The sequence below is a fragment of the Clostridium sp. chh4-2 genome, from assembly GCF_002899675.1.
Classification (GTDB): Bacteria; Bacillota; Clostridia; order Lachnospirales; family Lachnospiraceae; genus CHH4-2.
This window is the reverse complement of record NZ_PKUU01000029.1, coordinates 47,527-61,318: the sequence shown is the minus strand read 5'-3', so window position 1 is coordinate 61,318 and position 13,792 is coordinate 47,527. Positions and strand designations below refer to the sequence as shown.

The 13,792-nt window shown below is 49.6% G+C and carries 11 protein-coding genes; all 11 read right to left on the bottom strand.

Going from position 1 to position 13,792, the window contains the following annotated elements; all coding sequences use genetic code 11:
• Positions 1-4: 4 nt before the first annotated feature.
• Complete coding sequence (locus C0033_RS23585) at positions 5-1,519, bottom strand: sulfatase (protein ID WP_103230290.1); 1,515 nt, start codon at positions 1,517-1,519, stop codon at positions 5-7.
• A gap of 30 nt (positions 1,520-1,549) precedes the next feature.
• A complete protein-coding gene (locus C0033_RS23580) occupies positions 1,550-2,440 on the bottom strand; it encodes an ABC transporter permease (protein ID WP_103230289.1) in 891 nt (296 codons plus the stop codon).
• Positions 2,437-3,513, bottom strand: coding sequence for an ABC transporter permease (locus tag C0033_RS23575; protein WP_180994870.1), 1,077 nt, complete (start codon positions 3,511-3,513; stop codon positions 2,437-2,439). Before C0033_RS23575 ends, C0033_RS23580 begins: the two co-directional genes overlap by 4 nt.
• Before the next feature lie 14 nt (positions 3,514-3,527).
• Positions 3,528-5,027, bottom strand: coding sequence for an ABC transporter ATP-binding protein (locus tag C0033_RS23570; RefSeq protein ID WP_103230287.1), 1,500 nt, complete (start codon positions 5,025-5,027; stop codon positions 3,528-3,530).
• Positions 5,028-5,039: 12 nt separating this feature from the next.
• Positions 5,040-6,107, bottom strand: coding sequence for a BMP family ABC transporter substrate-binding protein (locus C0033_RS23565; RefSeq protein WP_103230286.1), 1,068 nt, complete (start codon positions 6,105-6,107; stop codon positions 5,040-5,042).
• Between the two features lie 35 nt (positions 6,108-6,142).
• Positions 6,143-7,207, bottom strand: coding sequence for an S-methyl-5-thioribose-1-phosphate isomerase (gene mtnA, locus C0033_RS23560; protein WP_103230285.1), 1,065 nt, complete (start codon positions 7,205-7,207; stop codon positions 6,143-6,145).
• A gap of 11 nt (positions 7,208-7,218) precedes the next feature.
• Positions 7,219-8,157 carry an alcohol dehydrogenase catalytic domain-containing protein gene (locus tag C0033_RS23555; protein WP_103230284.1) on the bottom strand — a complete coding sequence of 313 codons (939 nt, stop codon included), beginning with the start codon at positions 8,155-8,157 and terminating at the stop codon, positions 7,219-7,221.
• Complete coding sequence (locus C0033_RS23550) at positions 8,138-8,992, bottom strand: purine-nucleoside phosphorylase (RefSeq protein ID WP_103230283.1); 855 nt, start codon at positions 8,990-8,992, stop codon at positions 8,138-8,140. Before C0033_RS23550 ends, C0033_RS23555 begins: the two co-directional genes overlap by 20 nt.
• 11 nt (positions 8,993-9,003) lie before the next feature.
• Positions 9,004-9,615, bottom strand: a complete 612-nt coding sequence (locus C0033_RS23545; RefSeq protein WP_103230282.1) for a class II aldolase/adducin family protein — start codon at positions 9,613-9,615, stop codon at positions 9,004-9,006.
• Entirely contained in the window at positions 9,612-10,430 is an 819-nt protein-coding gene (locus C0033_RS23540) for a DeoR/GlpR family DNA-binding transcription regulator (protein ID WP_180994869.1), read from the bottom strand. The genes C0033_RS23545 and C0033_RS23540 overlap by 4 nt, the downstream gene beginning before the upstream one ends.
• Before the next feature lie 342 nt (positions 10,431-10,772).
• Positions 10,773-13,781 (bottom strand): glycosyl hydrolase, encoded by a 3,009-nt coding sequence (locus C0033_RS23535; RefSeq protein ID WP_103230280.1) that lies wholly within the window; start codon positions 13,779-13,781, stop codon positions 10,773-10,775.
• Positions 13,782-13,792: the final 11 nt, after the last annotated feature.

Sequence of the window (13,792 nt, the reverse complement as noted above, 5' to 3'; positions counted from 1 at the left end):
TCCTTTACCCCCTTCCTTCTCTGTATTTATCCAATCCCAGGCGGATATACTGCTCGCTTGGCGCGTCATTTTCCTCCATAAGGCGGATCATGCCGCGGATCATGCGTTCCTCGGTTTCCGGATCATCGAGAGGATGCTCTTCTCCCGGATCTTTATCCACGTCAAAGAGCATGTGCCCGCCGTCATAGAGAGAGGACGGAGGGAAGCCCATGGTTGGGATCTTCTCTGTTCCCGGCACTGCCAACAGCTTCATTCCCTTTGTAAAGGAGAAGCCGTCCACCAGTTCCATGTTCAGAAGTTCATCACGGTCAAAGCTTTCCTTCATGTGAACCGGCATCAGGGTATAATTGCGGAGATTTTCATTGTTGTGCTCCACTCCCGTATCGCAGGCGCGCATATAGACATAATGGCCGTCCGTAACATTTACATGGCATCCATGCATTCCGAAAAGGGCGTATTCTCTCACAGGCTGGTCATCTTTGATCACCTGAGCCAGAGATTTGCCCTGGACATCCTTTGGAATCTCAGCGCCGAAATATTCTAAAAGGGTAGGACATAAGTCTATGGTCTGCACCAGAGATTCTCTCCGCTCCCCTTTCTTTTTGCATCTTGGGTCCCAGATGAACAGCGGGATGTGGGCAATTTCATTGTAAAACGGCATCATAACCTTGCCCCACCAGTCGTGTTCGCTTAGAAGGAAACCGTGGTCCGTGTTGACGATCAGCATGGTGTCGTCCCACATTCCATATTCGTCCATCATATCGATGACTTTTCCGAGATAGTGGTCGCACATGGAGAGCACGGCCGCATATTCATTGACGCAGTGCTTTACCTGTTCCGGCGTCTCGCGGATCTTGTGATAGGCAGGCCAGTCAAAAACGGGGCCGTCGTATCCGTCCGCATAGAGTTCCTTGTAATTTTCCTGGCTGTAAAACGGCTCGTGGGGATCAAATGCCTCTAACTGCAAGAACCAATTATCCTCCCCATGGTTATTTTCAATAAATTCCAAACCATTTTTAAATGTAACTGCGATAGGCTGGTCCTCTTCCTTCTGCATATAGCGGCGGTTCACCCAGTCCTGCCTGCCCCATAATCCCGGTTTTCCATCAATACATTCGGGAATCGGGAAATCCGGAAGATATCCTTTCCAGAAATCTCCCTCCTGTCCTCTGGCCCATTCATAGGAATTATATTTCGTATGATAATTCGCTCCGCCCTCTTCCCAGTAATGCCAGTGATCGCTGGCTAAATGGGTATATACGCCGCTGTTTTTAAGAATCTCAGGCATGGAATCGTCAAACGGTTCCATCGGCCCCCAGCTGCGGTGCAGAAAATTGTACCGTCCGGTATGAAGTTCCCGTCTGGCCGGCATACAGGGCATACTTCCCACATAGCACCGGTCAAATGTAACGGTCCGTTCGGCCAGCCTCTTAAAATTCGGTGTCTTCGTCCAATCGCATCCGTAACTGGACAGCATGTGGCGGTTCAATGAATCAAACATTACCATTATTGCTTTCATCTATACAACTCCTTCCTGATAAGGACATTTCTAGTGCTCTAAAACCTCTCCCATTCCTGCCGGAGTGGATACATAACGCACTGCAAATATAATAACAAATAAAGTAACTGCATATGGAATCATCTGAAGAATCTGGCCCGGAACAAGCGCAGACGGAATCACCAGCTGCAAAGAATCGGCAAATCCAAAGAGCAGGCCGCCCCACAGGGCGCCAAGCGGATTAAACCGTCCCAGAATATTTACTGCAACCGCGATGAATCCGCGGCCCGCCGTCATTTCCCGCACGAACATGTTCACATGGTCTATGGATAAAAAGCTTCCCGCCATGCCGCAGAGCGCGCCGGAGATCAGGATTCCCAGATACTTATAACGGTTTACCTTCAAACCGATGGAATCGGCCGTATGGGCGCTTTCGCCTACAATCCTCATTCTAAGGCCGGACGGAGTCCGGAATAGATAAAACCAGGACAGAGCCACCACGATAAGCATTACCGGAATCAGGATCGAGAGATCCCCGACGCCCGGCACATGAATCCTCGGAAGCGTTGGAACCTGATCCGAATTGGCTCTGGTTCCCCAGATCATCTGTGTCATGGAAGCCGTAAATCCGGAAGCGAATAAATTAAACCCGATTCCGCATATCACCTGGTTTACCTGAAACCGGATTGTAAATACGCCGAACAGCAGGGAAAATGCCAATGAGACAAGAATTCCCACAAAAAGCCCTAAAAATGCATTCTGAAACAGATAAGACCCCAGAGCAGCTCCCCACGCTCCCATGAGCATGAAGCCCTCCAATCCAAGGGCCATGGTCCCGGACCGGGCCGAGAACGCGCCGCCCACCGCCGCCAGCGTGATCGGCGTGGACATGCGGATGGTGGAAACCAGCAGAATTAACAGTGTCACCTTCCAGTCAATCATGAAGCCACCCTCCTTTTCTTCTTAAAGATTCCTGATATTCCTCCGTTTATCTGGCTGATCAGTTTCGGAGCCGCAATAAACACGATTACAAGAGCCTGAATAATTAATATGTAATCCATGGGGATATTCGCCACACGGTTAACGGACATAGCGCCCGCTTTCAGCCCTCCGAACAGGATTCCCGAAACCAGGATGGCCACCGGATGATTGGCCGCTAATGCAGCCACCGCAATTCCTTCAAATCCATAGCCTGAGGAAAAATTATCGATAAAACGGTAATGCACGCCCATGATCTGTCCCGCCCCGCAAAGGCCTGCGATTCCTGCGCTGAGAAACATGGAAACCACGGTAATCGTTTTATAATTGATTCCGGCAGTCTCCGCTGCCAGTCGGTTAAAGCCAACCGTTCTCATATGAAAACCGAATTTCGTATACTTAATCACCAGCGCGATGATCACAGCCGCCGCCACCGCCATGAAAAATACGCCTGACAGCTGGTGGTCCGGAAAGATTCGCCCGATCACCGCATTGTCACTGATCAGCGCGGTCTGCAGCGTGCTTTCATCGGCCCGCAAAGGCGATGCAACCAGATAACTGCAGAAATTCTGGGAAATATAATTGAGCATAATGGTTACGATAACGATATTGGAACCGAATTTCACATCCAAGAATCCGGCGATTCCTCCATAGAGGCCTGCCGCCGCAAATGCGGTCAAAAGAACCAGCGGTACATAGAGAACCTTTGGAAGCGACGGAAACAGAGTTCCCACAACGGCCGCAGTCATAGCGCCCACATAGATCTGGCCTTCTCCGCCTAAGTTCATGATATTGGCCTGCTTTGCCACGGCAAAAGCCAGACCGGACAAAATCAGAGGGGTCGCATAGGACAGCGTGGTCAAAAAGGAATTCCTGCTGCCGAAAGCCCCCTTCACAATCAATCCATAGACCTGGATGGGATTGTAACCGCTGATCATAAAGAAGATCCCGCCTGCCACCAGGGCAAGAAACAGAGCTGCCAATACCTCCAACAGCTTCTTTGAGCTGTTTTTTGCTTTATTACCGGTTACGGACATCTGAATTCCCTCCTTCATTCCTTGGCCCCGGTCATCAGGGTTCCGAGACGGGTGTCGTCAAAGCTATCCGCCTCATCCTGTGCCACGATTTTCCCTTTATAGAGCACTGCGATGGTGTCGCTGAGGCTCTTGACCTCGTCAAGATCCGCGCTGACCAAAAGCACTGCCTTTCCTTTATCCCTGTAATCCAAAATCACGTTATGGATATATTCAATAGCCGATACGTCCACTCCTCTGGTAGGCTGGGCGCAGATCACCACTTCAGGATTCTGGGCAAATACCCTGGCGATAACCACCTTCTGCTGGTTTCCTCCAGACAGGTTCCCAACCTCCGTCTCGCTGTCCTCCGCCTTGATTCCAAACCGGTTTAACTGCTCCTGTCCATAGCTGCGGATATTTTTCCAGTTTAAAATCCCATGGGTGACAAACTGATTCTTATCCTCATAGCCTAAAACCAGATTTTCCTTGATGCTCATATCCAGAACAAGTCCCCGGGTCATCCGATCCTCCGGCACATGGCCGATTCCCGCCCGGATAAAATCATAAGCATTTCCATCCAAAGGTTTTCCGTCCAGCAGAATTTCCATCTGATCCGGTTTTCTGATTCCCGTCAGGGCCTCCAAAAGCTCCGTCTGTCCATTGCCTTCAATTCCGGCAATTCCCAGAATCTCGCCTCTCCGGATGGACAGATTGATATGGTCAAGCACAGGAATCTGCTCTTTCTTTAAACACAAATCCTTTACTTCAAATAAAACGTTTCCCATCTTTTCAGATCTTCGTTTTACCGACAGCTGGACCTCACGGCCCACCATCATCTGCGCAAGGCTTTCCTGGGACGCGGTCCGGCTCTCCACCGTACCGATCAGCTCCCCGTCCCGCAAAATCGTGACGCGGTCGGAAATCTCCAACACCTCGTACAGTTTATGGGTGATGATGATAATGCTCTTTCCGGCTTCCCGCATCTGTTTTAACGCCTCGAACAGCTCTTTCACCTCAATCGGCGTGAGCACGGCCGTGGGCTCGTCCAGAATCAGGATATCCGCTCCACGGTACAGCACCTTTAAAATTTCCACACGCTGCCGTTCGCCGACAGACAGTTCCGATACCTTGGCCTTTGCATCCACACCAAAGCCGTACTGTTCAGACAATGCGTTGACTTCCTCCACCGCCTTGTCAAAATCAAAGCGAAGCCCTTTTTTAGGCTCCATTCCGGCCACGATATTCTCCGCTACGGAAAGCACGGGAACCAGCATAAAATGCTGATGGACCATACCGATGCCAAGTTTTATAGCTTCTGCGGAACCGGTGATATCTACCTGCTTATCCTGATAATAAATCCTGCCTCCGTTGGCCTGATACATGCCGTAGAGGACCTTCATAAGCGTGGTCTTTCCGGCGCCATTTTCCCCCAAAAGGGCGTGGATTTCCCCTTTTTTTAACTGAAAATCCACATTTTTCAAGGCCCGGACGGTTCCGAACGTCTTCGTGATCTGCTCCATTCTTATGAGATTCATGGACATTCTCCCTTATTTTACATACTGGCTGACCCAGGCATCTACCTCATCGGTGGTGGACGGAAGAACGATATTCTCATCTAAGAACCATTTCTTCGCCTCTTCCACCTTGTCAAGAATTTCCTGAGGAATCTTTACGTTGCTTCCTTCCACACTGTATCCTACTGCGCCTTCTTTTAAGCCCCATACTTTCGCTCCGCTCTTCCATGCGCCGTCGGTCACGCTCTTTACCTCGTCATAAACGATATTCGGAAGCTCATAGGTAGCTGTTGCGATGATTTCGTCCGGGCTTGTGGCGTTCTGGTTTACTCCGGTACCGATGGCATATCCGCCGTCTTCCTTTGCAGCGTTGAACACGCCCATGCCGGAGCCGCCCGCACCCTGAAGTATGATGTCCACGCCCTGTTTGTACATGGAATCCGCCATTTCCTTCGCCTTAGCCGGATCATTAAAGGAACCTACATAGGAAGCGATCACTTCTACGTCAGGATTGGCATATTTCGCTCCTGCCGTAAAACCTGCCACTACGGAATTTAACAGAGGAATATCGAGTCCCATTACGGCGCCGATTTTGTTGTCCGCATTGATCTTGTCAACGCTTTCATCTTTTGTTAAATATCCGGCCATCACGCCGCATAAGAAGGACTGGTCTGCTCCGTTTTTGGAGATGGAGCTGACATTGTCCAATGCAACTACGGTATCAATGATTGTGAAGTTCTGTTTCGGATACTCTCCTGCCACCTGCTCCAATGCGGAAGCGGAGTCAGCGCCAAGGGCCAGCACCAGATCATATTCTCCCGTCTGGGCAAAATCCCTTAACATTGTAACCACCTCGCCGTTGGAACTCGGTTCAGAGTAATCATAGGTGATCTTTAAATCTGCTTTTGCCTTTTCCAAACCGCTGTTTACCATATCGTTAAAATTGTTGTCTCCTAATCCGGCGGTCGTATAAACCACGCCGATCTTTACGCCGCCTTCCGTCTCAGCCGGAATGTCAATCTTCTTTCCACAGGCTGACAAGGATAATGTAACCATGGACACCGCTGTCAGTAATGCAGTTACTCTTGCAAATCTTTTCATAATCCGTTCCTCACTTTCATCTCTTCCGTTTACAATTATTCAAACAATTTTGCCAGGCTCTCCGTATAAGGCGCCCTGCAGATTCCTTTTTCTGTTACAATTCCGGCGATCAGGCTGTTGTCCGTCACGTCAAAAGCCGGATTGTAGCATTTTACTTCTTCTAAAGCCATTGGCTTTTCATAGAATTTCTTTTTAATTTCGTCCGGATTGCGAAGCTCGATTTCAATATCCGCTCCTGTTTTGCAGTTCAGATCAATGGTTGATGTAGGGCCCAGCACGTAGAACGGAATTCCATAGTGCTTTGCCAGAATCGCCACCCCGCTGGTTCCGATCTTGTTGGCGGCGTCCCCGTTGGCAGCCACCCGGTCACAGCCCACAAAGCAGGCCTGTACCCAGCCGTTTTTCATGACCATGGAGGCCATATTGTCGCAGATTAAGGTTACATCCACCCCGGCTTTCGACAATTCATAGGAAGTCAGCCTGGCTCCCTGTAAAAGAGGCCTTGTTTCATCGGCAAATACATGGAAATTCATCCCTTTTTCTTTTCCAAGAAGAATTGGGCCTAATGCGGTGCCATACCGTGATGTGGCCAGCGGACCGGCATTGCAGTGGGTCAGAATGCCGTCCCCGTCTTTTATCAGCGTTAACCCGAACTCTGATATGGCGCGGCACATGGCGATATCTTCCTCCTGGATTTTCCGGCTCTCCGCCTCTAAAAGGTCTTTTATCTCTGTAACAGGCGTTCCCTCATTCTCTAAAACCAAAGCCTCCATCCGGTTTAACGCCCAGCTTAAATTCACGGCAGTCGGTCTGGAAGAATTTAAGTATTCCTTATATTCTCTGAATTTCTCAAGGAATACGCCGTAATCCTCCGTATCAATGGAACGGGCCAAAACATAGATGCCGTAACCGGCGCATATTCCTATGGCAGGAGCCCCTCTCACTTTCAGTTCAAAAATCGCATCGAAAATATCCTCTGCCGTTTCCAGCGTGAGATATTCCGTGATGTTCGGAAGCTTTGTCTGGTCGATGATGACCAGTTTTCCGTCTTCGCTTAACGTTACATTGTCCGCGCCTGCAGCCATTTCCTGCTTATTCATCTGCAATCCTCCTATTCTTTACCTATGAAAAATCCCGCCTTAAATTCAGGAGATGAAAATGCCTCCCGGTAGTCCTTCAGGTCGTACAGCTTCACGTCCGGCAGCTTCACCCGCCCGCTGGCCAAAAGCTTGAGTGCCGGTTCAAATGGGCCGCACCTGCTTCCCACCACTGTGATCTCATTCACCACCAGGGAAGTCATATCCACATTCGCCAGACCGCTGTATGTGCTCTTTAAAATGATAACGCCCTGTCTGCGTACAATCTTCATCGCCAGTCCGATTCCGCTGGCAGAACCGGTGGCATCCACCACATTATCAAACGTTTCTTCTGTGGCAGTTGTGGTCTTTCCGTATTCCTTAAAGAGTTCCAGCTTCTCTTCATGCTTTCCGATAACCGTCAAATCCGTTCCCGTAAGAGCCAGCACCTGAGCGATCATAAACGCCAGCCTGCCGTCTCCGATCAGCGCCGTCTTGGATTCCGGTTTAATATGTACCTGGGACAGAATTTCCAGGGCCGCCGCAAGGGGCTCGGTAAACACCGCAACCTCTGTGGGAAGCTTCTCCGGAACTTCGTGAAGCAGATGGTTTTCTATGGTCATATACTCCGCAAAGCAGCCGTCCTTCCCTCCGCTCATCCCCAGAGTTCTTCTGGTTTCACAGTGTTTTTCCCTTCCTGTGCGGCAGTATAAACAGGTTCCGCACCCGGCATTGATCTCTCCGGCCACCCGTTTTCCGATCCAGAACGGATCTTTGGACTGCTCCACAATGCCGATAAACTCGTGCCCCATCACGCCTCTGAAATCCGGCCGGTAGCCTTTCAATATCTCTTTATCCGTATTACAGACCCCGCTTACTAAAATCCGCACAAGGCTTTCCGTATCCCCCGGCTTCGGCATCTCCCGTTCCTCTGTATATACCGCCTGAGTTCCGTCATAGCACAGAGCTTTCATCCGTTATCTCCTTTCCCATCCGTATCACGGATGCAGTAACCAGTTTCTTGAAATCCTTAGAAACACGTTCTGCCGTCTCATAAACCTCTTCATGGGACAACGGATTCTCCGTCATTCCCGCTCCCATATTGGAGATGCAGGAAATTCCGCAGATCTTCATTCCCATATGGTTGGCCGCCACCGCCTCGCAGGCTGTGCTCATTCCCACCGCGTCCGCGCCCAGAATCCGGCACATCTTCACCGTGGACGGAGTCTCAAATTCCGGCCCCGTAAGCTGGATATAAACGCCTTCCCGGATGTTCATTCCCAGTTTTTCCGCCTCCTGGCGAATGATCTTTCTCAGTTCTTCCCTATAAACCGAGGACATATCACAAAATCTCGGCCCCAGCTGGTCCAGATTCGGCCCGATGAGAGGAGATGGTACAAATGATGTGATCTGATCCCGGATCACCATAAAATCTCCCGCCTGGTAATCATAATTGATTCCTCCGGCCGCATTGGTAAGGAATAAAATCTCCGCTCCCATTAGCTTCATCAAACGGGCAGGAAGTACCACGTCCTCCATGGAATATCCCTCATAATAGTGAACTCTGCCCTGCATGAGAACCACAGGAACTCCTTCCACCCGTCCGAAGATAAATCTCCCCTTATGGCCGGAAACCGTGGACACCGGAAAATCCTTGATATCCTTATACTCAATCACTCCGTCCTGCCGGATTCCATCCGCATAATCTCCCAGACCCGAACCCAAAACTATGGCTATCTTGGGCGTAAATGGGATTCTGTCTTTGATGCTGTCATAACACTGCAAAAGTCTTTCATAAGCACGATTCATAAATGATCCTCCTATTCTTCAATGACCACCGGCGTACCCACACAACAGGCCATGTGATAGATCTTCGCCGCATCCTCCAGATACACGCTGTTAATATATGCTTCGTCAAGAGACGCCCCCACGGTCACCGCGCCGTGATTGGCCATCAGACATGCATTCTTTCTTCTCAATACCGGCACCGCGTTCATGCCCACCTCTGCGCTTCCCTGCTGCGCATAAGGGCTGACCTCCACACTTCCCTTTAAAAATGGAATCATCTCAATCAGGATCACCGGAATCTCTTTATGCAGAACCGCAAAACTGGCCGCATAAGGCGAATGGGTATGAACAATGGCCCCCACTTCAGGCAGCTGCCGGTAAATCTCCGCATGCATCCGCCACTCGGAAGAAGGTTTATGAATCCCCTCTATCAGATTGCCGTCCAAATCAATGACAACCGCATCCTTCCTTTCCATAATTTCGTAATCATAGCCGCTTGGCGTAATAATGATATGTCCCTGCTCCTTGCAGAAGATGCTCATGTTCCCGCTGGTGCCTGCCATCAGCTTCTCACGGTAAGCTTTTTTCGCAGTCTTTACCAGCTGTTCCTTTATTTCCTCATACTGATTATTCAATGCTGTCATTCCTCTTCCTTTCTTTCTGTCGGTTCCTCCGGTCTTTGAGGCTGCACGCAGGAAGTAACCGTAACTCTCGCTTCCTCCAGCTTCTTTTTAAGAGCCAGATCGCCTTCGATGGGTTGTTCCACAATCAGATGCTGAACCGCCCCGAAATCTCCCACGATAAATGCGGCGTGTCTGCCGATCTTAGTCCTGTCCGCCACGAAATAACACTGATCCGCCTGACAGATCATCTTTCTTCTGACATCTGCCTCATTCTGACGGTAATCCGTGATCCCCGCTTCCGCGCTGATACCTGCGCTGCTTAAAAATACCTTGTCCGCATGATATCTCTCCAAAGCCTCCAGCACCAGACTGCCGTTAAATGATCCGGTATTCCGGTCCAGCTCCCCTCCAAGCATGAGAACTCTGACCTGAGAGTTTTGGGACAGCTCATATGCGGTGGCCAGTGAATTGGTTATCACCGTAACCTTCAGCCCCGATTCTCCAATCGCCCTTGCAATATATCTGGCCGTGGTACTGCAGTCCAGAATGATGATCTCATTCTTTTCAATAAACTTCACACACTGTCTGCCTAATGCTGTCTTTTCCTCCTGGTAAATCTGCTCCCGCACATTCACCGAAGTTTCATTCCCGTATCCTTCTTTCAGATAAGCCCCTCCGTGAACCCGGCAGATCTGTTCCTGTTTCTCCAGCTTTTCCAGATCCTTACGTATGGTCTCCTCCGATACATTCATCTCCTTGCTCAGTTCGGCCACCAAAACCACTTTGTTCTTTTCCAGCTTCCCCACTATGTATCTGGCACGCTCCATGGCTAACATCTGCATCCCCCCTTCCGGTAATTTTACCCTTTATCACCATTTATTTCTTGTTTCTTTATACATATTATACAACATGCTTTGCTCTTGTCAATGCTTTATTCTGTGTTTTTCTGTTATTTTCTTTGGTTTTTCGGTAATTTCGGGTTATAGATTTGGGTTTTTCTGTTTTTTACCAAATTATCGGGGGATTAGGAGGCAGCGTATGTCACAAAAAATATTGATTGTTGACAATGAATCTCAAAACAACACAAAAAAGGAACCCGGGAATGGCAGGCCGATGCCTTTTCCTTTCCCAGGTTCCTTTTTCACACATAAATTCTATCACTAAATCACAAATCTGCTTTATTTATGTACAACTGCTTCATACTCTTCAATTATTGTTTCTTCCCCTTGGTAATTCTCATATCTGTGAGCTTCCCTGTTAAAATACTGCCCTTCAAACAGCCCGATCATGGTTCCGGATAATTCCAGACAGATTCTGTTGACTCCATTTTTCAGCACTCCCTCAGGAACCGTCCAACGGTAGCCTCTCCATGCCTTCGTTCCAAGGCAAGTGCCATTAACCGTCAGAGTAACGCTGTCCTGGAGCCATGTATCGTTTATCACAAATTCTGCATTCCGGCCAGATTCAGGAATATCGATCTCCATATCACAGCTGTAAGCCGCCGTTCCCGCATAATGTGGAATCTTATCCTTTTTTCCATCCTTCATACAGCCGCTTTCCGGCAGTTCAACAAGCCGACACACCTGATTTTCCAGTTCTGTTCCAAAATCTCCCATCAGATACAGTGGGCTGCTCACGCCGTCATAAGTTTCCCCGGCATCCACCGTCACCACGATCTCATTGACGCCTTTTTTAAGATATCCGGTCACATCGGCGGCCAGATTATCCGGCAGGTACATGCTTTTTACTTCAAAATCCTCTTTTGTCAGGCAATGCCCGTTCAGGCTTATCGTCCAGCTGCCGCGTATTCCGTAAGGCTCCATCACTAGATTCACCGGAATTCCGCATATCTTGTCATCCGCCACCTCAAATTCACTCTGGTAGCAATAAGTATCCTCCGGAAGAAGCAGGGTCTTCGGACAGCCAAACTGTTTGCGCGGCTGCAGCGGTATCATCATCCGCCCTTTTTCCAGCTGGTCTATCACCGGCATGGGCTCCACAAGTCCGGCCGTCTCCTGCCCGGTGCCCATTCCCTTCATCTTCCACCATCCAAGGCGCAGAGCATTGGGCGATTTCAGCTCCATCTCCCATTCCCTGTCCAAAGAGATTTCACAGGATATATCCGCCCTTTTTGGCAGCTTCAGATATCCGTCCTCATCCAGAGTGTAATAACCGGATTCAAGCGGCCCCATCCGCCACTCTCCCCGTATAATCGTTCCTGTAATCACACGCTCCCGGTCACCAGCATTCATGATAAAATACAGCTTCGTTCCATCCTCTTTCTCATATTCCACAGAAAGAATATCTTCCATTCCAAGGCCGTCGGCCGCTTCCAGATTATATCCGTCCGCCACCGTTCTGAGCCTGCGGCACAGTTCTTCCGCATCGGCTCCGTACAGAAGCTTTCCTTCTTCCGAAGAAAACCACTGCCTCATCCACGGGCCCGGATTCTCCTTCTGGATCATTTTGTCCGCCAGATGGCCTACCGCTCCCAGCTTTCCGCCCGCTTCCACATATTCCTTGATCTTTAAGAAACATCCGTCCTCCAAATTAGTCATGGAAGGAAGTACGATCAGCGAGAATTCTTCCCCATTGATCACCATGCTGGTTCCATTTTCGCCGGTTTTCACCGTTCCTTTTTCCAAAAGCTGAGGATCGATGATATAATAATCCAGCCGGTTTTCCAACAGCGCTCTCTGAAGCTTACCAAATGCCTCTCTCTGCGGTTCCTTATCCTCTTCTTTTGCCGTCCATACCGAAGTGACCGGGTCCACCAGGAGCACAGGCACCTTTCTCTCACAAGTCCTGCTGGTATGAATCAGCTGACCCGCATACTCACTCAGCAGCTTCATATCCTTCCACCACGGCATCTGGTAGAATGCGGACGGCGGAGCATCATGCTTTTTCAGCCCGTTTGTGGTGTAATAATAAGCATGAACCACAAACCAGTCCACGCCGTGAACCGTCAGCCAGTCGAAAATCCATTTCATATCCTGAATAGTCATTCCCCATCCGATGCTGTGAAACGCCTCGCACAGAGCCGCGTCGCTCCCATAAAAATGCTCTGCGGAAGAGATCATCTTCCCGTTAGCCCTATATTTTCCCGGGGTTATCGCCGGCATTGCTCCCACCTTCTGATGTCCCGCATCGATTCCCGGACAATGGGTGAATTCCAGCTCCTTGCTCCTCAAAATCGGCTTTTCTCCGATAAACCGGATTCCATTCTGACTGCACCACTCATAGACCTGCTTATCATAGCTCTCAATAAATGCATCCGTACACGTATTCCAATAAGCGTATAAAACCCGGTCCGTCATATCCCCCATAGGAATATCAAAGAGCACGGGCAGATAATCCAGAATCCGGATTCCCGTCTTCTGAAACATCATATCCGGCAGAAGCGGCGACCACGGCCGTTCCGGCGGAAAAGCGGTGATCTCATCCGTAAAAATGCCTTTGATCGTCTTTCCAAACTCCCCGCCAAACCGTTTTTTATACCGCTCGTGGGTGGTATCCAGATAATGTCTGACCGCTTTCGGATTCATGGTGTCCACATAGGTATTAAAATACTTAAACCCGGTCATCACAACCTCGGTAAACACATAGATCTGCCAACGTCCTTTTGGCGCAGTCCACCACAAGCGCCTCGCCTGCTGCCCGGTAAAATACCGTTTATGATTATACTCCGTCAGCCCGCTGAACTGGAACACCTCTTCCTGATAAGCGGTTCCGATGTATCCCGACAAATCGATGCCGTTCTCCCAGTCCGTCTCTCCGTCTTTAAGCGGATAGGCTTTTGCGGACAGAATCCGGCCCCACGGCATATCCATCACAACCGTTTCTCCCGCTTCTGCCTGATGTTCCTTCATATCCAGCATCTTGCACTGGTATTCCGGATGGTCAAGGGTCACCTGCCCCGCCGTCACTCCGCTGGGATAGGGATATTCGTCATACAGCCACACTTCCATATCCCATTTCTTCGCCTGTTCCACGGCCAGATCAATATACTCAAAATACGTTTCCGACAGATAGGGAAGCTCCATTCCCTGCCTCGGATGAATGATAAATCCACTAATGCCCTGATCATGCATTTCTCCGATCTGGCGCACGATTTCTTCTCTGTCCAGATTTCCGTTCCAGAACCAAAACGGCTGGATTCCCAATTTCAAATCATTTTTCCGCATCATAATTGTTTAAG